25 protein-coding genes are annotated in these 26,172 nt (G+C 47.7%); 16 read left to right on the forward strand and 9 right to left on the reverse strand.

Annotated features, from left to right (window positions below; all coding sequences use genetic code 11):
* Positions 1–108: 108 nt before the first annotated feature.
* The 6 genes from ACAN55_RS12170 to mnmL all read right to left on the reverse strand — a co-directional run bounded on the left by ACAN55_RS12170 (position 109) and on the right by mnmL (position 4,351).
* Positions 109–192, reverse strand: coding sequence for a putative holin-like toxin (locus ACAN55_RS12170; RefSeq protein WP_379132875.1), 84 nt, complete (start codon positions 190–192; stop codon positions 109–111).
* Positions 193–399: 207 nt separating this feature from the next.
* Entirely contained in the window at positions 400–1,362 is a 963-nt protein-coding gene (locus ACAN55_RS12175) for an alpha/beta fold hydrolase (RefSeq protein WP_379132677.1), read from the reverse strand.
* A 41-nt stretch (positions 1,363–1,403) separates the two neighbouring features.
* On the reverse strand, positions 1,404–2,372 hold the full coding sequence (locus tag ACAN55_RS12180; protein WP_379132680.1) for a type I phosphomannose isomerase catalytic subunit: 969 nt from the start codon (positions 2,370–2,372) through the stop codon (positions 1,404–1,406).
* A 40-nt stretch (positions 2,373–2,412) separates the two neighbouring features.
* Positions 2,413–2,793 (reverse strand): VOC family protein, encoded by a 381-nt coding sequence (locus tag ACAN55_RS12185; RefSeq protein WP_379132682.1) that lies wholly within the window; start codon positions 2,791–2,793, stop codon positions 2,413–2,415.
* Positions 2,790–3,395 (reverse strand): tRNA 5-(aminomethyl)-2-thiouridylate-methyltransferase MnmM, encoded by a 606-nt coding sequence (mnmM, locus tag ACAN55_RS12190; RefSeq protein ID WP_379132685.1) that lies wholly within the window; start codon positions 3,393–3,395, stop codon positions 2,790–2,792. Before mnmM ends, ACAN55_RS12185 begins: the two co-directional genes overlap by 4 nt.
* Positions 3,395–4,351: a tRNA modification radical SAM protein MnmL/YtqA gene (gene mnmL / locus ACAN55_RS12195; protein WP_379132688.1), complete on the reverse strand. Its 957-nt coding sequence runs from the start codon at positions 4,349–4,351 to the stop codon at positions 3,395–3,397. The genes mnmM and mnmL overlap by 1 nt, the downstream gene beginning before the upstream one ends.
* Before the next feature lie 264 nt (positions 4,352–4,615).
* Between mnmL and ACAN55_RS12200 the strand changes: the two genes are divergently transcribed.
* Both ACAN55_RS12200 and trmB read left to right on the forward strand, forming a co-directional pair.
* The gene (locus ACAN55_RS12200; RefSeq protein WP_379132690.1) at positions 4,616–4,792 is read left to right on the forward strand and encodes a C2 domain-containing protein; all 177 of its coding nucleotides are present in this window, start codon (positions 4,616–4,618) and stop codon (positions 4,790–4,792) included.
* A 190-nt stretch (positions 4,793–4,982) separates the two neighbouring features.
* Complete coding sequence (gene trmB, locus ACAN55_RS12205; RefSeq protein WP_379132692.1) at positions 4,983–5,696, forward strand: tRNA (guanosine(46)-N7)-methyltransferase TrmB; 714 nt, start codon at positions 4,983–4,985, stop codon at positions 5,694–5,696.
* A gap of 147 nt (positions 5,697–5,843) precedes the next feature.
* Here the strand turns inward: trmB and ACAN55_RS12210 are convergent, their stop codons facing one another.
* A complete protein-coding gene (locus tag ACAN55_RS12210; RefSeq protein ID WP_379132695.1) occupies positions 5,844–6,371 on the reverse strand; it encodes a phosphatase PAP2 family protein in 528 nt (175 codons plus the stop codon).
* Between the two features lie 409 nt (positions 6,372–6,780).
* Between ACAN55_RS12210 and ACAN55_RS12215 the strand changes: the two genes are divergently transcribed.
* The 4 genes from ACAN55_RS12215 (at position 6,781) to rplT (ending at position 9,463) form a co-directional block, all read left to right on the forward strand.
* Entirely contained in the window at positions 6,781–8,019 is a 1,239-nt protein-coding gene (locus ACAN55_RS12215; RefSeq protein ID WP_379132697.1) for a glycosyltransferase family 2 protein, read from the forward strand.
* A gap of 296 nt (positions 8,020–8,315) precedes the next feature.
* Positions 8,316–8,813 (forward strand): translation initiation factor IF-3, encoded by a 498-nt coding sequence (gene infC, locus ACAN55_RS12220; protein ID WP_379132699.1) that lies wholly within the window; start codon positions 8,316–8,318, stop codon positions 8,811–8,813.
* A gap of 58 nt (positions 8,814–8,871) precedes the next feature.
* Positions 8,872–9,072 carry a 50S ribosomal protein L35 gene (rpmI, locus tag ACAN55_RS12225; RefSeq protein WP_379132702.1) on the forward strand — a complete coding sequence of 67 codons (201 nt, stop codon included), beginning with the start codon at positions 8,872–8,874 and terminating at the stop codon, positions 9,070–9,072.
* A gap of 31 nt (positions 9,073–9,103) precedes the next feature.
* Positions 9,104–9,463 carry a 50S ribosomal protein L20 gene (rplT, locus tag ACAN55_RS12230; RefSeq protein WP_189025884.1) on the forward strand — a complete coding sequence of 120 codons (360 nt, stop codon included), beginning with the start codon at positions 9,104–9,106 and terminating at the stop codon, positions 9,461–9,463.
* A 95-nt stretch (positions 9,464–9,558) separates the two neighbouring features.
* On the opposite strand, the gene ACAN55_RS12235 is transcribed toward rplT, so the two are convergent.
* Entirely contained in the window at positions 9,559–10,119 is a 561-nt protein-coding gene (locus tag ACAN55_RS12235; protein WP_379132705.1) for an acyl-CoA thioesterase, read from the reverse strand.
* Positions 10,120–10,426: 307 nt separating this feature from the next.
* On the opposite strand from ACAN55_RS12235, the gene ACAN55_RS12240 reads away from it, so the two are divergent.
* From ACAN55_RS12240 to ACAN55_RS12260, 5 genes are all read left to right on the forward strand, one after another.
* Entirely contained in the window at positions 10,427–11,434 is a 1,008-nt protein-coding gene (locus tag ACAN55_RS12240) for a BMP family lipoprotein (RefSeq protein ID WP_379132707.1), read from the forward strand.
* Positions 11,435–11,626: 192 nt separating this feature from the next.
* Entirely contained in the window at positions 11,627–13,171 is a 1,545-nt protein-coding gene (locus tag ACAN55_RS12245; RefSeq protein WP_379132709.1) for an ABC transporter ATP-binding protein, read from the forward strand.
* A complete protein-coding gene (locus ACAN55_RS12250; RefSeq protein WP_379132712.1) occupies positions 13,158–14,231 on the forward strand; it encodes an ABC transporter permease in 1,074 nt (357 codons plus the stop codon). The genes ACAN55_RS12245 and ACAN55_RS12250 overlap by 14 nt, the downstream gene beginning before the upstream one ends.
* The gene (locus tag ACAN55_RS12255; RefSeq protein ID WP_379132715.1) at positions 14,232–15,188 is read left to right on the forward strand and encodes an ABC transporter permease; all 957 of its coding nucleotides are present in this window, start codon (positions 14,232–14,234) and stop codon (positions 15,186–15,188) included.
* A 183-nt stretch (positions 15,189–15,371) separates the two neighbouring features.
* Complete coding sequence (locus ACAN55_RS12260; RefSeq protein ID WP_379132718.1) at positions 15,372–15,716, forward strand: hypothetical protein; 345 nt, start codon at positions 15,372–15,374, stop codon at positions 15,714–15,716.
* A gap of 21 nt (positions 15,717–15,737) precedes the next feature.
* On the opposite strand, the gene ACAN55_RS12265 is transcribed toward ACAN55_RS12260, so the two are convergent.
* On the reverse strand, positions 15,738–16,184 hold the full coding sequence (locus ACAN55_RS12265) for a GNAT family N-acetyltransferase (protein ID WP_379132720.1): 447 nt from the start codon (positions 16,182–16,184) through the stop codon (positions 15,738–15,740).
* A 577-nt stretch (positions 16,185–16,761) separates the two neighbouring features.
* Between ACAN55_RS12265 and ilvB the strand changes: the two genes are divergently transcribed.
* From ilvB to ACAN55_RS12290, 5 genes are all read left to right on the forward strand, one after another.
* Positions 16,762–18,507: a biosynthetic-type acetolactate synthase large subunit gene (ilvB, locus tag ACAN55_RS12270; RefSeq protein ID WP_379132723.1), complete on the forward strand. Its 1,746-nt coding sequence runs from the start codon at positions 16,762–16,764 to the stop codon at positions 18,505–18,507.
* Positions 18,504–18,989 carry an acetolactate synthase small subunit gene (ilvN, locus tag ACAN55_RS12275; RefSeq protein ID WP_379132878.1) on the forward strand — a complete coding sequence of 162 codons (486 nt, stop codon included), beginning with the start codon at positions 18,504–18,506 and terminating at the stop codon, positions 18,987–18,989. The genes ilvB and ilvN overlap by 4 nt, the downstream gene beginning before the upstream one ends.
* Before the next feature lie 164 nt (positions 18,990–19,153).
* On the forward strand, positions 19,154–20,146 hold the full coding sequence (gene ilvC, locus ACAN55_RS12280; protein WP_379132726.1) for a ketol-acid reductoisomerase: 993 nt from the start codon (positions 19,154–19,156) through the stop codon (positions 20,144–20,146).
* Positions 20,147–20,260: 114 nt separating this feature from the next.
* The gene (locus tag ACAN55_RS12285) at positions 20,261–21,802 is read left to right on the forward strand and encodes a 2-isopropylmalate synthase (protein ID WP_379132729.1); all 1,542 of its coding nucleotides are present in this window, start codon (positions 20,261–20,263) and stop codon (positions 21,800–21,802) included.
* 332 nt (positions 21,803–22,134) lie between these two features.
* Positions 22,135–25,974, forward strand: a complete 3,840-nt coding sequence (locus ACAN55_RS12290; protein WP_379132733.1) for a collagen binding domain-containing protein — start codon at positions 22,135–22,137, stop codon at positions 25,972–25,974.
* Positions 25,975–26,172 lie beyond the last annotated feature (198 nt).

Here is a 26,172-nt window from a genome sequence, read left to right on the forward strand (position 1 = left end):
TATTAGTTAGGAGCCGTGCGCCAACACGACTCCCATGTACAACAGCTGCTCGAAGAGCAGTCCGTCGCTGTTTTATTGCGGATAGACCGTTACCTTACCCGGAGCGGTCTATTTTTTTTTCATATACGCCAGAAGTGTCACGATGAACATACCCAACATCAGCATGAGAGTAATGGCATCTTTCACTTCCATAGGTTATCACCTCCCTGTTAAAGGCGGCTGTATGCTCTTCTCTGCAGTGCTGTACAATAAAATCATATCATATTTATGATGTTAAAAAATGGATGTTTACTAGAGTTGAAGCAGAAATAAGAAAAGACAGGCTATCCGGAATACCGGACAAGACCTGTCTTTTGATAAATGTACCACTTGAGTATAGTTGTACATTTTATCGGAGTTCTATTGGGCTGATGACTGCATCTGCATGGACTCAGCGGGCAAATGGCGTATCAGCCAATCCAGTACATCGGAGATAACCTGGTCCCGGCTAACTTCATGCAGCATTTCATGGCGGCCTTCCGGATACAGGCGGTATTCGAGATCCTTGACTCCTTGCGTACGGTAAATCTCTGCGAGCCGAAGTACACCCTGACCGTTCATGCCAACAGGGTCCAGACTCCCGGACATGATATAAACCGGTTTGTCCAGATGCAGCTTGCTCAACGAATCCGGCGTATGGATCTCCTGTAGCAGCCTGAAGAAATCCCGGAAGAACCGGGTGGTGCATATCGCGCCGCAGTAAGGGTCGGAAATATAAAGGTTTACCTCATCCGGATCACTGCTTAGCCAATCAAAAGCGGTACGCACTGGCGAAAAAGAACGGTTGTAGCTCCCAAACACGATACCGTTAAGCAGGACGCTGCGGTGATGTTCCCCTTGTATCTTGGACTGCATCTTCGCAAGCGATTCCCCGAATTTTAGCATTCCACGCGGGCCATTGGTGCCACTGAGAATAAAACCTTCATACAGCTTGCCGTCTTCTTCGCACATTAGCTTCTGAGTTAGAAAGGAGCCCATGCTGTGAGCGAATAGAAAGATGGGCCGGCCTTCATGTTTATCAAGTGCAATTCCCGCGAGCTGGGCAATATTACGCCTCATCCAGTAGAATCCATTCTCTCCGGCATCGCCCAGAAGATCCACCCTTCCCGCTGTTTTGCCGTGGCCCCGGTGTTCTCCGGCGTACACTGCGTAACCGGCATCCGTCAGAGCTTCTGCGAAGCGGGTATACCGGTCAGCGGTCTCGCACATCCCGTGTGCGATCTGAACAATGCCGCGAACCGGTGATTTCGGCTCAGGAAGCCACTCGTACACATGTATTTGAACGCCTACCGGATCGGTCATGGTGAAGCTGTTTTCCAGCATAGAGCTTCTCCTCCTTAATACAGAGATGAACTAAGGAAAGCTTATGGCAAATAGGAACGCAGAATAGTGGATTGGCCTTCAAGAGTATAGGAACCCAAGCTGGATGGAAGCAAGTAGCATTCGCCCGCCGCATATGGCTGTACCCCGCCTTCCCAAGAGATGTGCCCGCTGCCCTCACAGACTACCAGAATCGTGAAGCTTTCCGGCGTGGTGGACAGATTCCAGTCTCCCTGAACGAGCCCTTTTTCCACAATAAAATAAGGGGAAGCGGCAATTTGCAGCCATTCTCCCGGTACAGCGCTATCCGTTGACATGCGTGTCGCTCCTGCACCCTGGTAGGCAGTAACGTTAAGGGAATCCTCGATATGCAGCTCACGCGGCTTCCCGTCGAGACCCGGACGGTCGTAATCGTAGATCCGGTATGTAGTATCGGAGTTCTGCTGGATCTCGGCAACAACAACGCCAGCGCACAAGGCATGCACCGTTCCGGCCGGGATATACAGGGAGTCACCCGCTGCGGCGTTTATTTCCTGGAGGGAATCCATAACCGTACCATTCTCCAATGCTTCAGCAAGAGAGTCGCGCGTAACGCCTTCTTTTAGCCCGTAGATGATTTTGGCATCCGGCTGTGCGTCTAATACGTACCACATCTCTGTTTTACCCAGCTCGCCTTTAGGGAGACCTTCATAGTCATCCTTAGGATGTACTTGTACGGATAAATTATCGTTACAATCGAGCAGCTTAATCAGCAGCGGGAATCTTCCGCCATCCTTGGGCGTTCCCTTGCTGCCAAACCACTCATGACCGAAGCGCTCACGAATTTCATCAAGACCGAGGCCTGCCAGCTCTCCATTGGCAACATGGGAGACTCCGTTCGGATGATCTGCGATCATCCAACCTTCACCGATATGACCCTCTGGCAGCTCGAGTCCGAATTTCTCCAGTGCGCGGCCTCCCCATACTCGTTCTTGAAAATCGGGTTGGAATTTTAATGGATACGGTTGTGTCATAATTGCATCTTCCCTTCTAATAGTAGGATTCAATCAGAACTTAAGATTCAAAGAACTCCAGTCTTTCTCCATCTAATCCGTTAAAAAAGAAGAATCGGCTCCCTCCCGCCAAATGACGGATAGGGGAAAGGCCTTCCAGGCCGAGATTCGCAATTCGCTTATGCTCGTCTTCAATCCCAGAGACACTAAAAGCAAGATGGCTGACCTTTCCCTCCCGGGGCAAATCGGCCCAGTTACTTTCAAGCAGCTCAACTTCCACATCAGCTTGTCCCGGAAAAGCCAGAAAAGCAAGACGAAGCATTTCACCGGGCTCACCGATGATATGCCGAAGTCTCAGGCCGATTACTTCAGTATAGAAGTCGATAGATGCTTCAAGGGAAGAAACCTTAATGCCTGTGTGTTCAATCTTGTGCACGGTCATGCGCGGGCAGCTCCTTTCTTCTCCAGGGCTATGACATAAGGGGATTCCTGACGTTGCAACTGCCGGTATACAATACTTTGCGCCAGGTGCGTGGGGATGGCTGAGGCCCAGGCTTCGACTGCGGCAGCTTCCGTATCTCCGCCCTGATGGCCCGGGTACAGTACCGCAGTGACGATTCCTCCTGGCCGCAGCAAGGATAATGCAGCCTCAATCGCAACAATGGAACTGGCAGTTTCAGTAATAATGCTTTTATCGGCATTGCCCGCAGGCAGATAACCCAGGTTGAACATGACAGCCCCGACGGTTCCTACCCAAGACGGAGGGACGACACGGGCCATTTCGGCATGATTCTCCAGAAGCAGCGTGATGGGAGGGAGGGCCTCGGCTTTCTCTTCCACTGCTGCTTTGAATCTTGCCTCCGCAAGCTCCAAAGCTGCAGCCTGGATATCGAAGCCATAGACATCACCGCGGCGGCCGACCGTTCTCGCCAGATACAGCGTGTCTGCACCAGTTCCAACGGTTGCATCAATCGCCCGTTCTCCTTGACCGAGCCGTTCGGCAACTAATTTATGGGCGAAGCTGAGGACGGACATGAAGCCCATCAGCGTTTCCTCCAATTCTTGCCCTGCCAGGAATCACGGGCTTTCAGCTCGTCGTCGATGGCATTAAGGACTTCCCATTTCTTGAGGCTCCACATCGGCCCGATCAGAAGATCGCGCGGAGCGTCACCTGTAAGCCGGTGTACAATCATCTCCGGCGGCAGAATCTCCAGCGAGTCGACAATCAATTTTACATATTCGTCCTGCTCCATGAAACGCAGCAGACCAGCCTCATATTGCTTCACCATCGGTGTTTTGCGCATGAGATGCAGCAGGTGAATTTTGATCCCCTGCACATCCATTCCGGCAACAGCGGCTACGGTGTCCAGCATCATTTCATGAGTTTCCTGCGGCAGGCCGTGAATAATATGGGTGCAGACCCGGATGCCGTGCTTGCGAAGCTTCTTCACAGCCTCTTCATAGCAGGCGGTGTCATGCGCCCGGTTGATGAGCTCGGAGGTAGAGTCATGGATCGTTTGCAGGCCCATCTCTATCCATAGGTATGTGCGCTGGTTCAGCTCCGCCAGATATTCCACGACGTCATCCGGCAGGCAGTCCGGGCGTGTGGCTATGGATAATCCTACCACGCCAGGCTGCTGTAGAATCACTTCATAATATTCCCGCAGTTCCTCAACAGGAGCATACGTGTTGGTATAGGCCTGGAAATAACCGATATACTGGGCGTTCGGCCATTTAATATGCTGTCTGTCCCGTACATTGTTGAACTGGGTAATGAGGTCATCACGGCGGCTTCCGGCGAAATCACCGGATCCTCTGGCACTGCAGAAGGTACAGCCGCCTTTAGCTATGGAACCGTCCCGGTTCGGACAGGTGAATCCGGCATCGAGCATCACTTTGAAGACTTTGTTGCTGAACTGTTCGTGCATTTCGTAATTCCAGGTATGAAATCGTTTATCCCCCCACAAGAGCGTGGCAGAGGTCTGTTGAAGGTTAGACATAAGTTCTCCTTTAAATATCGAGATTTCAATTCATTGTATCAAAAATCAGAGGCGAGCGTAACATCGAACCCGCTTAAAGCCGTGAATTCATGCAGTTTTGTTCTATAAAAATAGGCTGCAAATTCACTTCTGTTCCTTGCAAATGCTTACATGGTGTGTTATATTTAAATTGAAAAATCAGTAATTATTGCAACTAATATTCATTTATCGAGATTCATATCTTCGTGTCGTCCGGTCCATAATAATAACCGTGAGGTGATAAAGATGAATTCTCAAACGGCATATGCCGAAGGCAAAGTTCAAGTACAGCTGACTCCGGATGAAGCGCTTGCGCTGACAGGAGTGGAGTTTAACGGCAATCACAAGATTAAAACCGAAGCACAGCGTAAGATCCGTAACGCATTCGAGAAGACTTTTGATTTTAACGCAGAGTCCAAATGAACTAGTTAGAGGATGTATACAGGCGACCCTTTTTCAAATAAATGAAGCAAGGAATTCCCTCGCTGCCGTTTTTTGGCCGAATCTATGGGAATTCCTTTTCTTTTTTGCTTTTATATCTTTACTTTTAGGGACAAGTTCGGCACAATATTGCAAGTAACAGTTAAAGCCTGAGGATAGCGGAGGAGTAAGCATGCGTTTACGCGGAAGAAAAGGAATACGCGAAAGTCTGGAGCAGCAGACCGATTTGGTCATTCTGGACCCTCGTAGTTATAAAGGGAAATGGTCTGAGTTGTTCGGCAACGACCATCCGATTCATGTGGAGTTTGGAATGGGCAAAGGGCAGTTTATCAGCCGGATGAGCTTCAAATATCCCGATATCAATTTTATCGGTGTGGATATGTACGATGAACTGGTGCGCCGCGCCGGCGAGAAAGCTAGGGCAATTTGGGAACCAGAGGGTCACGAGACGCCGCCGAACCTAAAGCTTGCGCTAGCCAATATCAACTATGCGGAAGAGGTTTTTGCACCGGGTGAACTGGAGCGGATTTACTTGAATTTCAGCGATCCGTGGCCTAAAAGCAAACATGCCCGGCGCCGCCTGACCCACCCGCGGTTTCTTGACAAATATCGTGGTCTGCTGGGACCGCTCGGCGAAATTCACCTGAAGACGGATTCGCGCAGCTTATTTGAATTTTCTCTTAATTCCTTTGCCGATTTCGGACTGCAGATGAAGAATATCTCACTGGATTTGCATGCGGATGGAATTAATGAAGAACATGTTATGACTGAATATGAGACTAAATTCACGGGGCGTGGGGTTAATATCCACCGTTGTGAGGCCATAGTCGGAGCAGAAGCCCTGGAACGTTATCAGGCGACAAGAATGGATAAATACAGATTGTAGGCCCAAATACAGGCAATAAAGCCCATAAAACAAGCGCCTCGTGATATCCGGGGCGCTTGTTTTATGGGAATAGGAATTAAATGGGCTTATTGCCGTCCAGAGCGTATAAAATAGCATACGCTAGGCAAGTGTGGTAAATAACCCATGTTATACCCAAAAGGAAATAGTGGCTGCAGCAACCGAGGTGCCGATTACAGCGCCCGCAAGCACATCGGACGGATAATGCAATCCCAAGTAGATCCGGGAAAAGCCGATAGTGCAGGCCAGAGGCAGCAGAAGGAAAGTTAAGGCAGGCTGTGCCGCCATATAAGGAACCGTAAAGGCAAATATAGCCGTTGTGTGGCCGGATGGAAATGAATGGTCTTTTAGTGGGTTCTGAAACGTATTCGTGCCAGGCAGTACGAGATAAGGCCGCATGCGCGGATAGAGCATTTTGGCAATGGCTACAGGAATATGGCTGACAGCAAGGGCAATCAGTGCTTGCAGTGCAGTTGTTCTCCATGGCTCGGGAGCAAAGAACCAAATGAGCAGGTTGATTCCGATAGCGCTGGTGGCGCCTGCAATATGGGTGAGATAGAACAGCCAGAAGTTCAAATAACGGTTGTGAAGACGTCCATTAATCCATTGGAATAGATGCCGTTCCCAGGAGTGCAGTTTCATCCAAAAATGTCTCATAGCATATCCCTCCAGCTAGTCCGATGGCCGAATTTTGGTGTTAATGGGCTCCATTTATTTTTGCATGCTGCTACAAGTATCATACGTTTCAAATGGAGCCGATTTCAAGAAAAAGATCGATTTTTCGCGAAAGTTGACAGTTTTGACTTCGGACACCATTACCCTTTACAATGATTCAAGCAGCCCGGACGCGGTTAAAGTTGACTGAGAAACAGGAATTACGTAATTCGTGATTTTTGGGAATAAACCATACGCGTCACATATATAAATCCGGAAATCTGCTAAGAATAAGTATAGGAACATAGCTTGGATTTTTATGAGTAATGCAACAAAAGGGTCAGAAAGTTCGTTCAAACACACAGAGAGAAATAGAAATCAAGTGTGACAAAAAAGGGGGCATCGAGAGATCATGGCAGACATACTGTTTGTATCACTTCAAGTGGTCTTGGCGGCAATTGCGGTTTACCAGTTTGGATTTTCGTTATTTGGACTTCACAAGCAGAAAGACAAGGTGCAGTTCGCACCAGAGAAATCATTTGCGGTTCTCGTGGCAGCGCACAATGAAGAAGAAGTGGTCGGAGCGCTTATGGAGAATCTCAAACAACTTCATTATCCCACCGAACTGTACGATGTATTTGTGATTTGTGATAATTGTACAGACGGAACGGCCAGAATTGTAAAAGAACACGGCATGAATGCTTGCGTACGCACCAATCCTCATCAAAAGGGTAAGGGGTATGCCATCGAGTGGATGCTCAAGGAATTATGGAACATGCCACGCCAGTATGATGCCATCGTAATGTTCGATGCGGATAATCTGGCACATACCGAGTTTCTGATGGAAATGAATAATGACCTGTGCTCGGGCGCAAAAGTAATTCAAGGGTACATTGATACGAAGAATCCGGAGGATTCCTGGATTACTGCAGCTTATGGTGTTTCGTACTGGTATATTAACCGTCTGTGGCAGCTCTCACGCCATAATCTGAAAATGGCCAACTTCCTCGGCGGTACTGGAATGTGCTTCGAGACCAATCTGCTTAAGGAAATGGGCTGGGGAGCCACCAGTCTCGTAGAGGATCTGGAGTTCACTATGCGCAGTGCTTCCAAGGGCGTGTATCCAAGATTTAATTACGATGCCAAAGTATTTGACGAGAAGCCACTTACTTTTAAAGCATCTTCCAGACAGCGTCTTCGTTGGATGCAAGGACATTTTACAGTAGCCCGCCGCTATTTCTTCCCTCTGTTATGGCAGAGTATTAAAGAACGCAGCCTTACGAAATTTGACCTTGCTCTTTACGGTGCGAATGTCTATATTGTTCTGCTGACCTTCCTGATGACCGCATTCATGTGGATCGACATGTCACTCTTTAACGGTCCCCATATTGCCAACATCTATGGACACCTGCCTATTTGGCTTAGCTATGTGGCGATCGGTGCCAATATATTTACCTTCTTTATTTCCATGATTCTTGAAAAGGTTAAGTACAAGAAGGTATATGCTTATCTGCTGCTCTTCCCGATCTATCTGTTGTCATGGTATCCCATTACGTTCTATGCCTTCTTCACGCAAAACAACAAACAATGGAGCCATACCAAGCATACACGCGTGGTAAGACTGGAAGAGGTTCAGAGTAAGCAGGTATAGACTTTGAATTGGTTTTGGGAAAGTGATAATAAGTTGTTGACATCCACTTGCGGGATGGTGTATATTAATCAGGTATGAGTGACATAGAGATTGCAAGAAGAAGCATCGGCTTCTCACCTGACTGGCATTTGTGCCGGCTGGTTTGATCTCAATGATTTATGGATGATATAATTCATGAACGTTGATCAAACGGGATGTCGGGAGTTAGCCGGCATCCCTTTTTTGCGGGTTACCGCAGTTTGCATTAAATATGTATCACACACATCCGGAGGTGGAGAGTTATCAGTAAGGAACATATGATCAATGATGAAATTCGGGCCAAAGAGGTTCGTTTGGTTGGTGCAGAAGGGGAACAAATCGGAATTACGCCGATTCGTGAGGCGTTGCAGATGGCGATTGATCTTAATCTGGATTTAGTCAACGTAGCACCGCAGGCGAAACCGCCGGTATGCCGCATCATGGATTACGGCAAGTTCCGCTATGAACAGCAGAAGAAAGACAAGGAAGCACGTAAGAACCAAAAGATTGTAGACATCAAGGAAGTTTGGTTCCGTGCTAACATCGAAGAACATGATTATCAAACCAAATTCCGAAATGTCATCAAATTCCTGGGTGAAGGCGATAAAGTGAAATGCTCCGTGCGTTTCCGCGGCCGTGAGATTACTCACGCTAATATCGGCCAGAAGATCCTGGAACGTGTCAAAACGGAAGTGGCTGATATATCCGTTGTGGAACGCCAGCCTAAGCTGGAAGGACGCAGCATGATTATGATTTTGGCTCCTAAAGCCCAATAAATCTGGAGTCATTTGCAACTGCAAATTGACGCCGCATAATATTCAAGGAGGAAACACCATGCCTAAAATGAAAACACATAGCAGCCTTAAAGGCCGCTTCAAAATTACTGGAACTGGCAAAGTAACTCGTTACAAAGCACACAAGAACCACTTGCTGTCCCACAAATCGAAACGCGCTAAACGCGTTCTTGCTGGAAACCCTGTAATGGCCCCTGGGGATGTTAGACGTTTGAGAAGAGGACTTGCACTACTGAAGTAGTTTAATACACATTTTTGGGAGGTTTATTAATATGGCAAGAGTTAAAGGCGGATTTGTAGTTCGTCGTAGACATAAAAAAGTATTGAAATTGGCAAAAGGTTATTTCGGTTCCAAACACCGCATTTTTAAAACAGCTAAAGAACAAGTAATGAAATCGATGGTATACGCATACCGTGACCGTCGTCAAACCAAACGTAACTTCCGCAGACTGTGGATCGTCCGCATCAATGCTGCAGCACGTTTGAACGGCTTGTCCTACAGCAAGCTTGTACACGGCCTGAAACTGGCTGGCGTAGAAGTGAACCGTAAGATGCTGGCTGATCTGGCTGTAAATGATCTTAACGCATTCAACTCTCTGGCTGTTGTAGCTAAAGAGAAGATCAACGCGTAAGAGCTTGATATAATCGAAAAGCACCGCCTGCGGGGTTCCCGTTCAGCGGTGCTTTTTTGTGCCGACTAGCCTTGCATTCTCAGAGTGCAGAATTCTTAGTCGCCTGAGCTGTAGTTTTCCCAGTACTTCGAAGTATTGAGCTGTGAAGCCAGTGTCTTGCTCATGGTACGTCTTACTTTGCGCAGCTCAGCGCGTTCCTGAGCAGATTCGTTGATTAGTTTCTCTTCCGGGGTTTCGGGGATGATTCCGGGAACCTGATGTGGTTCACCGTCGTCGCCGACAGCTACGAACGTCAGGAAAGACGTGGCGGCCACTGCGCGTTCTCCAGTATATAAATGTTCAGATATGATCTTCACGAACACTTCGATGCTTGTGCGTCCTGTCCAGGATACGAAGGATTCGAAGCAGACGGAATCTGTAGGGCGGATAGGAAGCAGGAAATCTACGGAATCGGCAGAGGCTGTAACGACGTTGGCGCGGCAATGGCGCATGGCTGAAATGGAAGCAACTTCATCAATGCTGCTCATAAGCTTACCGCCAAATAGCGTTTTGTGATTGTTCACATCGTTCGGGAATACACGCCCTGTTTTGAATACACGCGATTCACGGCAATATTTGAACGCGGGTGGCGTCTGGGGTTTAGGATGTTCGTTCATTTAAGCCAACTTCCTTTCAATGTACGGTTGTAAGCACTCATAATAATAGAAAACACTTTGTGGTGCAATAATATTTATGTGCAGAATAACCCGCATTTGATTGGATTCGAGGTTTAATGACACAAGTTGTATAGAATGGTGACATATGATGTAATCGTAAGCGGTTTCAAGGTATGTTTTGCAAATTATTAATGACCTCCGGTCAATAATTGACTGGATTTTAAAAAAAATTGCGGGTATAATCTGTACAATGGAATGTCCATGCAATGACAAAAGACATCCAATTTCTTAAGGGGGATCACAATCGATGAAAAAAGTTTTCAAACTCTCGCTTGTTATGTTGCTCGCGATGACAGTAGTACTTGCTGGCTGCGGCAACAACAACAACTCCGGTGCAAAATCCGACGTTAAACTCGGTATGGTAACCGACGTAGGTGGAGTAAACGACAAATCGTTTAACCAATCTGCATGGGAAGCCCTTCAAGCAATTGAGAAAGAAGCAGGTGTTAAAGTTAAATATCTGCAAAGTAAATCCAATGCTGATTATCAACCGAACCTTAACCAATTCGTTAAAGACGGCTATAGCCTGACTTGGGGTATCGGTTTTGATCTTGGAGATGCTCTTGGTAAAGTAGCTGCTGAGAACCCAGATGCTAAATTGGCAATCATCGACAGCGTAGTAGATGCTCCTAACGTTGAATCCGTAACATTCTCCGAGAATGAAGGATCCTTCCTGGTAGGTGTTGTTGCAGGTCTGACTACTAAAACAAATAAAGTTGGTTTCATCGGCGGTATGGAAAGCCCAGTTATCAAACGTTTTGAAGTTGGTTTCAAAGCAGGCGTACTGGCTGTTAACCCAAGCGCAGAAGTAACTATTACTTATGCTGGCGCATATGACAAACCAGACACAGGTAAATCCCTGGCTGCAACATTGTATGATGCAGGCAATGACATCATCTTCCCAGCTGCAGGCGCAACGGGTAACGGCGTATTTAACGAAGCTAAATCCCGCAACGATGCAGGCGGCGCTAAAGTATGGGTTATCGGCGTAGACAAAGACCAATCCCTGGAATTTGGCGACGATGTAACTTTGACTTCCATGGTTAAACGTGTTGACGAAGCGGTTAAAATGGTTTCCCAACAAGTTATCGACGGTACGTTCAAAGGCGGATCTACAACTGTTCTTGGTCTGAAAGACAATGGTGTAGGCCTTCCTGAAACTTCCAAAGCCAATGTAAGCGCAGAAATCCTGGCTAAAGTTGAAGAGTTCAAAAAACAAATCATCGATGGAACAATTACTGTTCCTGCCGAATAATATTTGCCACACTTTTCTTGTATTTAAATAATAAACAAGGAACAAGGCCGGTTGTGAAGCTGGCCTTGTTCCTTGTTAAAAGTGGTTTTAACCTTTGCTCATCAAAGCGGAAGGTCTCCTTGAAGCGGGTGCCCTCCCTATAAACATGGTGAAGCCGTTTCTTCTTAAATATTCTGTGATGAGGGTGATTCCATGAGTGCTGCGGCTCCAGTCGTAGAGTTGAAGCAAATCACAAAGCGCTTTCCAGGTATTATCGCCAATGATTCCATTAGTCTGACGCTGCAAAAGGGCGAGATTCACGCACTGCTTGGTGAGAACGGTGCAGGCAAGTCGACACTGATGAACATTGTATTTGGTCTTTACCAGCCTGATGAAGGTAGTATTGAAATTAATGGGCAACCGGTTGTCATCGACAACCCGAATAAAGCAATTGAACTGGGCATTGGTATGGTGCATCAGCATTTCAAGCTTGTAGAGCCTTTTACAGTTACCGAGAACATTGTTCTTGGGATGGAACCCAAAAAAGGTCTTAAAATTGACTATAAATCTGCTTCAGAACAGGTTCGCAAGCTATCCGAGCAGTATGGCCTTCAAGTAGATCCGAACGCCAAGATCCATGACATTTCGGTAGGCATGCAGCAGCGGGTAGAAATTATGAAGACCCTGTATCGCGGAGCGGATATTCTTATATTCGACGAACCAACTGCCGTATTGACGCCACAGGAAATCATCGAACTAATGGCGATTATGAAGCGGCTCGTCGCTGAGGGTAAATCCATCATCTTGATTACTCATAAGCTTAAGGAGATTATGCAAATCTCTGATCGTGTAACGATTATCCGCCGGGGTAAAGTGATTGATACGGTTCAAACCTCTACGACGAACCCGAATGAGCTTGCTGAGAAAATGGTCGGACGCGGTGTCACCTTCAAGGTCGACAAACAACCACCAAACGTTGGACAAGTAGTGCTTAAATTGAATGATGTTTCCAGTAAGAATAAAGACGGCATTTCTGTGCTGAATGGTCTGAACTTTGAAGTGAAAGCTGGGGAAATCCTGGGGATCGCCGGGGTCGACGGCAACGGTCAGAGTGAATTAATCCAAGCGATTACAGGTCTGCGCAAAATTGATTCCGGTTCCATAACGATGACTGGGAAGGAAATAGCCAATCTGTCACCGCGCAAAATCATCGAAATGAACGTCTCCCACATTCCTGAAGACCGTCACAAGCATGGTCTGGTACTGGATTTCTCTGTAAGCGAGAATATGGTGCTCGAAACGTATTATCGAAGCCCGTACAACAAAAACGGATTCCTTGACAATGAGGTTATCAACCAGCATGCCGAGGAACTGGTGAAGCAGTTTGACGTGCGTACGCCTTCTATCGAGAATAAAGCGCGTTCTTTGTCGGGCGGTAATCAGCAAAAGGCGATTATTGCGCGGGAAATAGACAAGAATCCAACGCTTCTGATTGCAGCACAACCAACCCGTGGTCTTGATGTGGGTGCAATCGAATTCGTTCAGAAGCAGTTGATTGCCCAGCGTGACCAAGGGAAAGCCGTACTGCTCATATCTTTTGAATTGGATGAAATTATGAACGTTTCGGACAGAATCGCTGTCATCTATGAAGGGCAAATAGTCGGTGAGGTATTCCCTGAGAATACAAATGACCAGGAGCTGGGACTCATGATGGCGGGAAGCTTGAAGCGGGGAGGTAACGCAAATGTACAGGCTTAAAAAAATATTTGCGACAGATAGCTACATTATACCGCTTGTCGCCATTTTGCTCGGATTTCTGGTTGGGGCAGTCGTTATGATTGTCGGGGGATATAATCCGATCGACGCTTATGGCGCATTGTTTAAAAGGGTATTCGGCAGCCCATACGATTTCGGCGAGGCCATCCGTGAAATGACTCCGCTAATGCTAACGGGTCTTGCAGTCGCCTTTGCTTTTCGCTCCGGACTGTTCAATATCGGGGCTGACGGCCAAGTATTAATCGGCATGACAGCAGCTAGCATTGTCGGTATCAAGTTTTCTGGATTACCGATGTTCCTCCTGGTTCCGATCGCAGTTATTGCTGCGGGTCTGTTTGGCGGACTGTATGCCGGTATTGCCGGATACTTGAAAGCTAAACGCGGCATTAATGAGGTTATTACGACGATCATGTTGAACTGGATCGCATTGTTCCTCTCCAACTATATCGTTCGTACTTTTCTTTTATTGGAAGGACAGAACCGTTCCGAGGATATTCCAGCTTCCTTGTCCATGACGTTCCTGAATTCCATGTTTGATAATGCACGGCTTCATTGGGGAACGATTATTGCATTAGCAGCTGCAACCTTCTTCTACATCTTCCTTTGGAAGACTAAACAGGGTTATGAAATGCGTGCCGTTGGTTTAAATCCGCATGCTGCGGAATACGCCGGTATGAATGTGGGACGCAATATTATCAAAGCTATGTTCATCAGCGGAGTTTTTGCAGGTCTCGCCGGAGCAGGTGAAGTTTTGGGTGTATTCCACTACCAGTCGGTATTTGCGGCTTCACCGGGATACGGTTTTGACGGAATCGCGGTTGCTCTGCTTGGATTGACTCATCCGCTTGGTGTGATCTTGGCGGCGATTCTCTACGGCACACTGACTTATGGCTCTGCAGGTATGAGTTTTGGGGCGGATGTTCCTCCTGAACTCATCCGTATCGTGATTGGTTCCATTATTTTCTTCATAGCCGCACAAGGAATTGTGCGTTGGGTGCTGAAACCCTTTTACTTCAAGCGCAAGAAAGAGAAGGTGTTATAGATGGATCTGCAGACGCTAGGTCAATTGCTGAATACGACTCTTGTATTTTCCACAGCGCTTATTTTTGCGGCGCTCGGCGGCATCTTCTCAGAACGCTCCGGTGTAGTTAACATTGGACTTGAGGGTTTAATGATGTTTGGTGCTTTTGCTGCCGCCGTAGGCGGATATTATGCACAGGACGCAGGGATGGGAGCAGCAGCGCCATGGATTGGTGTACTGTGTGCCATTGTTGTAGGTGGGCTCGGTGCACTCATTCATGCCGTGGCCTCGATTACCTTCAAAGCCGATCAGACGATCAGTGGTACGGTAATCAACTTTTTAGCCGCAGGCAGTACGCTGTACATGGTTAAGCTGCTGTTTGATGGCGCTGGAGAAACCCCCTTGCTCGATGGTTTCCGGAAATTCAAGATTCCGTTCCTCTCTGATATTCCTGTTATCGGGGAAGGTGTGTTTAATTCCTACCCAACAACGTATCTGGCAATCGTGCTGGTTATCGTAATTTATTACGTACTCTTCAAGACTCCATTTGGTCTTCGTCTGCGTGCTGTTGGGGAGCATCCGAGCGCGGCCGATACACTCGGTGTGAACGTGAACCGGATGAGATATATTGGTGTTATTCTGAGCGGTATGCTCGCTGGTATTGGCGGAGCTACCATCACATTAACGACTACCAGCACCTTTGCACACAACACGATTTCCGGACAAGGTTTTATTGCGATTGCCGCAATGATCTTTGGTAAATGGAATCCGGTTGGAGCGTTTGGAGCTGCTGTGTTCTTCGGATTCTCACAGGCTATCCGTAATTATGTGCAGCTGTTCGAATGGTCCAAGAGCATTCCGCAGGAGTTTATCTTCATGATCCCTTATGTGCTCACGATTATCGTGCTTGTTAGTGCCGTTGGACGTTCTTCTGCGCCAAGTGCACTAGGCCAGCCGTATGATCCAAGTAAACGCTAAAATATGCTGTAAGACGCATTTCCGGTATTCCGGGAATGCGTTTTTTTGTTTTACATATGGACAGTGATACAGGCGAAGGAAAAGTCCGTCGAATACACTGTTTCGAGGAAGGCAAAAAGTGTACAGCTTACTGAGAAGTTACGCGAAAGCTAATCCTTTGTATAACTTATGAGGAGGGATATTATGACTCAACCGGTAACTAAACAACAGGTTATGAGACTGATTGGCAAGAATATTACAGCAGTGAAAAAAGACGGCACAAAGGTCACCGGCAAGCTGATCCGTATTTCCGGCAATCGTCTGATTGTTCAGCGGGTAAGCGGCAAAAAAGTACAAACCAAAGCATTGATTCCACTGGTGCTTTTTGACCTGCTTGCTGTTGGTACCGCTCCTTATGCCTATGGTGGGTATGGCTATGGAGGTGCCCCTTATGGCGGGTATGGCTATCCTGGAGGCGGCTATCCCGGAGCAGGATACGGAGCCCCAGGCTATGGCGGATCACCTTATCCATATGGCGGATTCTTTTAAGTGGAATATAGGATTGCACGGTTAAGAGAAACGCTTTTCCAGTTCATAGCAATAGCTTTGGGAGAGATATCGTGCGATCCTGTAATCCAGCTTCTGATAAAAAGCCAGGCCTGCCGCATTTCCGGCGTCAACGGCAACCTTCGCCCTTTGGCACCCGCGGGATAATGCAAACCGTTCCGCACGATCCATTAGCATATTTCCCCATCGTTTCCGCCGGGCGGCAGGTGCAATGGCAAGCATGTCAATGTACAGCAGATCACCATGTAACATGAAATGCACGAAACCAAATGGATCACTTTCATAATCCGGACAAGCTACAAGTGTTACGCCATGTCCAAGTCGCAGCGGCAGATCCTTGCGGACCTGGCTAAGCACATTTTGAGGCAGATGCGACAGCGGCACCAGCTGGGTTTCGATCAAACTGAGTATTATAACGTCATCCTGTTTGGGTCTGCGGTAACGGATCATAATGCGCCTCCTCTCACGCGTTGTCGTACATCATATGACGTATATAGGCACCGGCGTTCCTGAAAGGTCAATGAACGACAAAAGAAGTTAAAAAAAGTGGGGTATTGACTTACCGTGTGAGGAATCATATAATGTGTCTAAACATTTTATCGAGTATACATGCATCGGCGATGATGAGGACGAAGTTTTAAGGGCTCTTTTGTTCAGAGAGTGAGAGGATCAGCTGCAACCTTCACCAAAATCCCTTATATACGAGCTCACCTCGGAGCTGTTTCCCTGAAAGGTTCACCGGCAGAAGTGGTGAAATTATTAGGGGAAATCGTTTGGTCCGCGTTACGGACTTCAGGTTACAAGGATTTGGGCCCAGCCTACATCGATGGATTTTTGTATACCTGATAAGGCACTTCATCGTGAGATGTTGTGCAAACATGGGTGGTACCACGGAAGCTAATGCCTTTCGTCCCTCACGCGATATTTTTTCGTGTGGGAGGCGAAAGGCTTTTTTGTTTTCATGATATGGTTGAGAGACGCACCGTCATTTGCATAATGAATGTTAGAAATCGAAGGAGGAATACTGATGAGTGCGCAAACACCGGAAGTACAGACCACTGAGCAGCTTCGGGAGAAATGGACAGAACCGGAAGTCATTTCCGGTTCGGAGATTCTGCTCCGCAGCCTGGTGCTTGAAGGAGTAGATACAGTATTCGGGTATCCGGGTGGAGCGGTATTGTATATTTATGACGCGCTATACGGCTTCAAGGATTTCAAGCATGTATTGACCCGCCATGAGCAGGGTGCTATCCATGCGGCTGACGGATATGCCCGGGCGAGCGGCAAAACCGGGGTATGTATTGCAACGTCCGGTCCGGGAGCGACGAACCTTGTTACGGGTATTGCTACAGCCTATATGGATTCAGTGCCGCTGGTAGTAATCACAGGGAACGTATTCTCCAGTCTGATTGGTACAGATGCTTTTCAGGAAGCAGATATCACAGGAATTACAATGCCAATTACTAAACACAGTTATCTGGTTCGTGATGTTAAGGATCTGTCGCGGATTATACACGAGGCCTTCCACATAGCGTCAACTGGACGCAAAGGTCCGGTACTGATCGATATTCCGAAGGATGTGTCTGCGGCCAATACATTGTTCGTTCCTGTAAAAGATGTGAATCTTCGCGGATACAATCCACGCACGGTTCCTAATAAATTGCAGTTGGATAAACTGGTTCGGGCCATTGCGGCTGCCGAACGTCCGATCATTATTGCCGGCGGTGGAGTCATTTACTCCGGAGCACATGAAGAAATGCTGGAGTTCGTCAAACGGACAGAAATCCCGATTACTACCACATTGCTAGGACTTGGGGCCTTCCCGAGCGGCGAGGATCTGTGGATGGGTATGCCGGGTATGCATGGTACTTACACAGCGAATAACGCGATTCAGCAGTGTGATCTGCTTATCAATATCGGAGCCCGGTTCGATGACCGTGTGACCGGCAAGCTGGACGGTTTTGCACCAAAAGCCAAAATCGTTCACATTGATATCGACCCGGCTGAAATCGGCAAAAATGTAGCACCCGATATTCCAATCGTCGGCGATGTGAAGACCGTGCTGGAACTTCTGAATACTGAAGTAGGACGTGCCGCTAAGGCTGATGCCTGGAGAACACAGATCGCTCAGTGGAAGCTCGACTGGCCTCTCCGCTATAACGACTCGGAGACGGATCTTAAACCGCAGTGGGTTATTGAGATGATCAATGACACGACAAAAGGCGAAGCGATCGTAACTACTGACGTTGGACAGCACCAGATGTGGGCTGCTCAATATTACAAATTCAACCAACCCCGTTCATGGATCACTTCGGGAGGACTCGGAACGATGGGCTTTGGATTCCCTTCTGCGATTGGCGCCCAAATGGCTCATCCTGAAAGGCTTGTCGTATCCATCAACGGTGACGGCGGGATGCAGATGTGTTCCCAGGAGCTTGCGATCTGTGCGATTCACAATATTCCGGTAAAAATCGTTGTTATTAATAATCAGGTGCTCGGGATGGTTCGGCAGTGGCAGAATCTCATTTATAACAAACGCTACAGCTACACCGACCTTGCCGGAAGCCCGGATTTTGTGAAGCTGGCTGAAGCCTATGGTGTTAAAGGCTTGCGTGCGACTAACAAAGAGGATGCAGGAGCCGTGTGGAAGGAAGCGCTGGAAACGCCAGGACCAGTATTGGTAGAATTCGTTGTCTCGAAGGACGAAAATGTCTACCCGATGGTTACCCAGGGATCGACCATCGATCAAATGCTGATGGGGGATGAAGAATAGTGATGAAGCATACGATTGCCGTTCTTGTGAATGACCAGCCGGGCGTGCTGCAGCGCGTCTCGGGATTGTTCGGACGGCGGGGATATAACATTGAGAGCATTACCGTTGGCCAGTCCGAAGAAACCGGGTTATCCCGGATGGTTATCGTTACCACTGGAGACGAGAACACACTTGAGCAGATTGAGAAGCAGCTATATAAGCTGATCGATGTAATCAAAGTCGTTGATTTAAGCTCGAAGCCGATGGTTGCGCGCGAGCTGGCATTAATCAAAGTAAAGTCTGAACCTTCGGAACGTCCGGAAATTATGGGTGTAGTTGAAACGTTCCGGGCCTCTGTTGTAGACATTGGCAGCACCAGCATGCTGGTACAGGTCGTTGGCGATACCCAGAAGATTGATGCTATGATTGAGCTGCTGAAGCCATACGGTATTAAGGAATTATCCCGCACCGGAGTTACGGCAATGATTCGCGGCAATGCTTAACAGGTATATTTTACAGCTTTAACGGATTGCTGCTTTTTGGCACTACAAGATAACCTGACCTGCTGAAGAGCGGGAGCTTGAAGAGCAGCTTTGTACCTCTTCACCTAGCTCTCTTGAAGCACCCGCTCTTTAGATGGGTCCCAAATTAAAGGAGGATTTTGACAATGGCAGTGACAACGTACTATGAGCAGGATGCAGAACTTAGCGTATTAAAAGGTAAAACAATCGCAGTAATCGGTTACGGCAGCCAAGGCCATGCCCAAGCACAAAATCTGCGGGACAGTGGTTTGCAGGTAGTTATCGGTCTGCGTGGAGGAAAGTCCTTTGAAACCGCCAAGAATGACGGCTTTGAAGTGCTTTCGGTTGCAGAAGCTGTATCCCGTGCCGATGTAGTTCAGATCCTCCTTCCAGATGAAACACAGGCCTCTGTATATAAAAATGATATCGAACCGAACCTGAAAAGCGGCGCAGCGCTGATGTTCTCTCACGGCTTTAACGTGCACTTCGGACAAATCGCTGCCCCTAAAGATGCAGACGTATTGCTGGTAGCGCCGAAATCGCCGGGCCACATGGTTCGTCGTACTTACGTAGAAGGTTTTGGCGTTCCTGGACTTATCGCGATTGAACAGGATGGCACAGGTAAAGCAAAAGAAATCGGACTTGCCTATGCTAAAGGTATCGGCTGTACCCGTGCCGGAGTTATTGAGACTTCGTTCCGTGAAGAAACAGAAACAGATTTGTTCGGTGAGCAGGCAGTACTTTGCGGCGGTGTTTCCGAATTGATCAAGGCAGGTTTTGAAACATTGACTGAAGCCGGTTATGCTCCAGAAATGGCATACTTTGAATGTCTGCATGAGCTTAAGCTGATTGTTGACATGATCTACGAAGGCGGCTTGTCTTCTATGCGTGATTCCATCAGTAACACAGCTGAATATGGTGACTATGTAACAGGACCGCGCATCATAACAGATGAAACGAAAAAAGCGATGAAAGCAGTTCTGTCCGATATTCAACAAGGTAAATTCGCACGCGACTTTATCCTGGAGAACCAATCCGGCCGTGCATTCCTGACAGCTACCCGCCGTAACGAAGCGGCTCATCCGGTAGAGGTAGTCGGAGCCCAATTGCGTGAAATGATGCACTGGATCAAGAAATAACATAAATTTTAGATTGCTTCAGGACATAGAATGTATTACTTCGATGCGGCCGTACATTTGCGAGCCGCATTTGAAGGTTCTAGGGCATAATTTGAATGATTAGGGGGTGCCAGCATGCGGAAAATATATGTATTCGATACGACGCTGCGCGACGGTGAACAGTCGCCAGGTGTGAACCTCAACACACGCGAAAAAGTAGAGATTGCTTATCAGTTGGAGAAACTCGGGATCGACCGGATGGAAGCAGGCTTCCCTGCAGCTTCACCGGGTGACCTGGCAGCTGTCAATGCGGTCGCCAGAGCGGTCAAGAATGTGACGGTCATCGGACTATCCCGTTCCCGGGAGAGCGACATCGATGCTGTGAAGGAAGCGTTGCAGGGAGCACAGGACCCATGTATTCATATTTTTCTGGCTACTTCCCCCATTCATAGGCTCCACAAGCTGCGGATGAGTAAATCGGAAGTGCTGGAAACCGCACAATCTGCCATTCGTTATGCGAAAAAGTATTTTTCGAAGCTGGAGTTTTCTTTGGAGGACGCCGGCCGTACAGAGTATGATTTTATGGCTGAGGTCGTTGGTATGGCTGTGCGCGAAGGTGCCAATGTCGTTAATATTCCCGATACGGTCGGGTATTTGAATCCCGCTGAGTATGGAGCGATCTTCAAATATCTGAAGGAAAACGTACCTGACATTGAACGGGTGCAGCTAAGTGCACACTGTCATAACGATCTGGGTATGGCAACTGCCAATACCCTTGCCGCAATTCAGAATGGTGCGGACCAGATTGAGGGGACGATTAACGGTATCGGTGAACGGGCCGGCAACACGGCTATCGAAGAGGTGGCCATGGCTTTGGAGACCCGGAGCGAGTTCTTCGGAGCGAAGACGTCGTTGATCCTTTCTGAAATTTCCCGGACCAGCCGTTTGGTCAGCAAGCTGACAGGTATGGTCGTGCCGGGGAACAAAGCGATCGTTGGAGCCAATGCGTTCGCGCATGAATCAGGTATTCACCAGGACGGCATGCTCAAAGAAAAAACCACCTACGAAATCATGACTCCTGAGACAATCGGTCTCAAGGAGAGTAAGCTCGTACTTGGAAAGCATTCAGGGCGACATGCCTTCCGTGATAATCTTCGCGAACTGGGATATGATTTGGGTGAAGAAGAGCTGAATGCCGCTTTTTCCAGATTCAAGGATTTGGCTGACAAGAAGAAAGAAGTATCCGAAGAGGATATCCTGGCATTGCTGGAAGAGAAGCTGATCGACACACCGGAGATTTTCAGCTTGAAGACTATCTTTGTTGCTTATGGCAATGAGGCGACGCCAACGGCTAAAGTCATCATTCAAGGACCGGAAGCGGAACTGATTGTAGCGGAGTCTGAAGGCAACGGTTCGGTTGACGCCATTTATAATGCGATTGATAAGGCGACGGGAGAAGAGGTCACACTTGGTGACTACTCCATCAAATCTGTCAGCCGCGGCAAGGATGCGCAAGGCGAGGTTCATGTTATTTTGTCACAGGGTGATGCTGCTGCGCAGGGGCGGGGACTCAGCACGGATATCTTGGAAGCAAGTGCCCGGGCCTATCTCGATGCACTGAACAAGCTGCTGGAGAAACGCAAAACAGTCACGAATCGTGACCACGCAAGTTTATAGACATCACAGAGAAATAATAGGATTGAATAAATAAGTCTGACCAATAAGGACTGTACTATGGGATATTAACCTGTGGTGCAGTTTTTTTTTGGCTTAAGGAATAAGAAAGGCGTATGAATAGAAGTGTACGAGGGTCTTTAGTATTACTAATCGATCAAAAAAATGTCGATTTCGAGGAATTTTTGGGTGTGAAGTCTCATTAAATTAAAAATTTTAATGGAAAAATAATGGAGAGATATCGTATAATTTAAAACAGTTCTAATTAGTAATCTAGTTACATGATTTCAGTTACTACCAATACATAGAGACAACTAGAGAGGGGTACATAAGAAATGAAGAAAAGAATAGGCGCTTGGTTAATCATGTTCTTACTAATAATGCAGATTGCGGGAGCATTAGGATTAAAATTCGATGTTCCGGTCAAAGCGGACGCGATTCAGGAGAATCTGATAACTAGTGTAACTGCAGCGGTCTATGAGAATGGAACGCAAGTCACAGACGGCATTTATAAGCTTGATTCCATGGTTAAGCTGGATTTCACTTACGCGCTCCCTGAGCTTCCCGAAGGCGGACATAAGTATGGGGATGGGGATATCTTTACTTATCAGCTCCCGAGCCAATTGCTGATCGACGGTACATATACCGGCAATTTGGCTTACGATGAATTTGGTGCAGAGGGAATAGGTACATACAGCGTTACCCCTGACAATAAAGTGACTCTGACCTTTAACGAGCATATTGAAGGTCTATTTAATGTAGGTGGCACTTTCCGAATCCAATCCACTTTGAGCTCTACCAAGATGACAGGCTCGACGCGGCAGGAGCTGCTATTCCCGATTCAAGGCAATGCAGCAAATTCTATTGTGCTGAATTTCCATCCACTGGGTGGTACTAGCATTAAGAAATCCGGAACGCCTCAGCCGCAGCAATATAATCCGGAGCGGATCGACTGGGTCATTGATGTTAATACGGCACTCGATACCATAAATAACGCAGTGATAAAAGACAATCTGCCGTCAGGTCTGGAGCTGAATGAGACTTCCATTGCCGTATATGGGCTGGATGTTAACGTTAATGGAACCGTAGCAGAGCAGGCTGCGCTTCCAGCAGATCAATATTCCACTGACGGCTCAGCGGACGACAAGCTGGTTCTATCCTTTAATGAAAGTCCGCTGACCAAAGCCTACCGGGTAAAATTCTCAACTTCGATTACAAATTCCGATCTGCTCAGCTTTGCGAATACGGCTGTGTTGACGGGAGACGGGGTAAACAAGAACAACAATGTAACGGTTCCGGTTGGCCGCGGCAAACCGCTGGATAAATTGGCGAAGGCATATGATTCTGCCTCCGAAACAACTACCTGGACAATTAAGTTTAATTATAATGAGAAGAATATTGCCGCTGACAAGGCGGTTCTAACGGACTATTTTAACATGAACCAGGAATTGAAAGGGACCTCATTCAAAGTGTACAGGGTCACGCTGAATTCGGACGGCACGGAGGGACTGAGCACGCTGGCTGATCCCGGCGATTACACGGTGACTGAGCTGACGGACAAGGCGGACAAGCATGGTTTTAGGCTGCAATTCAGCCACGATATCAGTTCAGCATACCGGATTGAGTATCAAACCCAAGTGATTGACCGGATCTACATGGACGAGAAGATCAGAAATGAAGTCACCTACAATAATGAAACGAAAAGCGCCGAGCAGCAGCTTTATCAAACCATTCTGAACAAAGACCGGTTGACCGTAGATTACGCTGCGAAGACTGTAAAGTGGAAGATCCGGATCAATGAAGACAAGCGCACCATGACGGATGTACTCCTGACGGATACTTTTGGCAACGCGGGGTTGAAGCTGATCGAAGCTCCTGTGATTACACCTGAAGGAGACGAAGATGATTATACGTTTAGCGTGATTGGCAGCGGTAATTACTTAGCGGGCGACGGCTTTAAAATTCAATTCAATAAGCCCATATCCGTGCCATACACAATCGAATATACAACTAGTTTCAATTACGATCTGCTGACGGCAGGCAAGAAGATATTCTCCAACACCGCTAAAATGACCTGGACTGAGAAAGCGGGCGGTACACCGGAACAGAAGATTGAGAAGACGTTCGATCCACGGGCTGAAGTGAAAAATAACGGTCTGAAGAGCGGGACATATGATGCCGTCACGAAGAAGATCACCTGGAAAGCAGGAGCGAACTATAATAAAAAGCCCCTCGTGGCTGGGGCTTATCTGGTGGATAATTTCCCTGCTGGACAGAAACTGGATACTATGACACCTGTACAGGTCTTCAAGCTAGAATATGGCGAAAACGGTAATCCTACCGACGGCACTCTTTTGATGGCAGGAGAAGATTACTCACTAACCACCACAGCGACAGACTTAAAGGTAACAATGCTAAATGATATCAACTATGCGTTTTATGTTGTTTTTAAGACGGAATTTAACGGGGAAGACGTTAATCTAGGTACGGTCACTAATATTGCGAGGCTGTATAATCAGGCCCAATCGCCGGTCTCTGAAGAATTGAAGGGCTCTGTTACTATACCGAACGGCGGACAATACGTTGTTAAGAATGGCACCCAGGATACGGTCGACCGGACGAAAATGAACTGGACGGTAAATATCAATCATAACCAGTCGGTTGTGAGGAGTGCCAAAATCATCGATACGCCAAGTGCCAATCAGGTGCTTCTGCCAGACAGTTTCCATCTGTACACTACAACGGTTGCGGCGAACGGTATCATCACCAAGACAGCGACCGAACTGGTTCGTGATACGGACTACACGATTGACTTTACCACGGACAGCAGCGGGAATGACAGCTTCACCCTACGATTCAAACAGACAATTTCTAAAGCCTACATTCTGGAATATCAGTCTGTTATAGCTGCGGTAAACAACGTCCAGCTGACGAATAATGTCGCTTTCAGCGGTGAAGGTGTGCAGGTTGTTAACATTCCTTATGAAAAAGTTATTAATGTAGTGGTCGTCGACTCTGCGGGAACAGGGAGCGGAGTGAAAGGCTCACTTAAGATAACCAAGACGAATGAGGACGGAAGCGAAAAGCTTGCGGGAGCCGTGTTTGAGCTGTATCGCATTGTCGGATCCGAACTGAAGGAGAAGAAGACGGGCACTACCGATTCAAACGGTGAGTATGAATTTGGCGACCTAAGAGCCGGTAAATACATTCTGAAGGAGACCCAGGCGCCCGCCGGATATGCTCTGGACGCTACCGAGCATAAAGTAACGATCAATTCGGCGGTTCAGGTTCAGAAGACGATAGCCAATACCTATAATGGTTCTTTAAAAGTAACCAAGGTTACAGAGGTAGATGGGGACAAGCTGCCGCTTGAAGGTGCAGTCTTCGAGTTGTTCAGTTTGTCGGGTCCAGTCAAAAATCTGGTGAAGGCAGGGACTTCCGATGCTGGTGGCGAGGTGATGTTCACCAAGCTGAAAGGCGGCAACTATATACTCGTTGAAAAAACGGCACCATCTGGATATCTTCTGGACAAGACGGAGCATGCGTTAGTCATTGATCCTGCTGCAGAGACCACCATTGAGATTCTCAATGTAAAAGATCCTGCACCGCCGATAATCCCGGTAATAGTGAACCCGCCGGCATCCACACCAACGCCGACACCTACACCATCCATCATTCCGGGGATTGTCACTAGTCCGACACCAACAATTACGCCGTCGGTTTCTCCAAGCGTACCGCCTTTGGCGACACCGCCAGCTTCAGCTCCGGTTCTGCCATCACCGACCCCTGTGCCAACCAAGGGAACAACAACCGAGGATACGCCTATCGTAGGGGAGATTCCGCTTGGCGGAATTCCGAGCATCGGCAAGCAGCCGGACAACGGACAGGTAACCCTGCAGCCGGATAAATGGATCTATACACCGGATCCCGGATTTATTGGGAAGGATAAATTCTCGGTTATTGTCACGGATGAGGAAGGCAGCGAAGAGGAGATCATTATCGAAATTAATGTCGAGGAAGTGCCCAAAGGTACTGTTACCGAATCTTCAGGTGGCAAGAAGCCTACACTGCCCCAGACAGGGGAAGAAAGCCACCTTCCGCTGTATCTTCTGGGAAGTGCGATGATCGTGCTGGGCTATGCTCTGAACCTTCGATTTAAGCGCAGATCCGAATAATTCAATATCCCTGCGGATATTTAACCTAAAAACCGCCAGTCTCCGAAAGCAGGAGTCTGGCGGTTTTTTACAGTAGGAGGAACCTTTTGTATTTCTCCTTCTCTCTAGAGCGTTCCTATTGTAGGATAGACAAGTAAGAGTTGAACCTGTCATTTGTGTGAAATCAAAGAAAAATAAATTAGGGCGCAGGGGATGCAC

The sequence above is a fragment of the Paenibacillus oryziterrae genome (genome assembly GCF_042610485.1).
In the GTDB taxonomy this organism is placed as follows: Bacteria; Bacillota; Bacilli; order Paenibacillales; family Paenibacillaceae; genus Paenibacillus_AQ.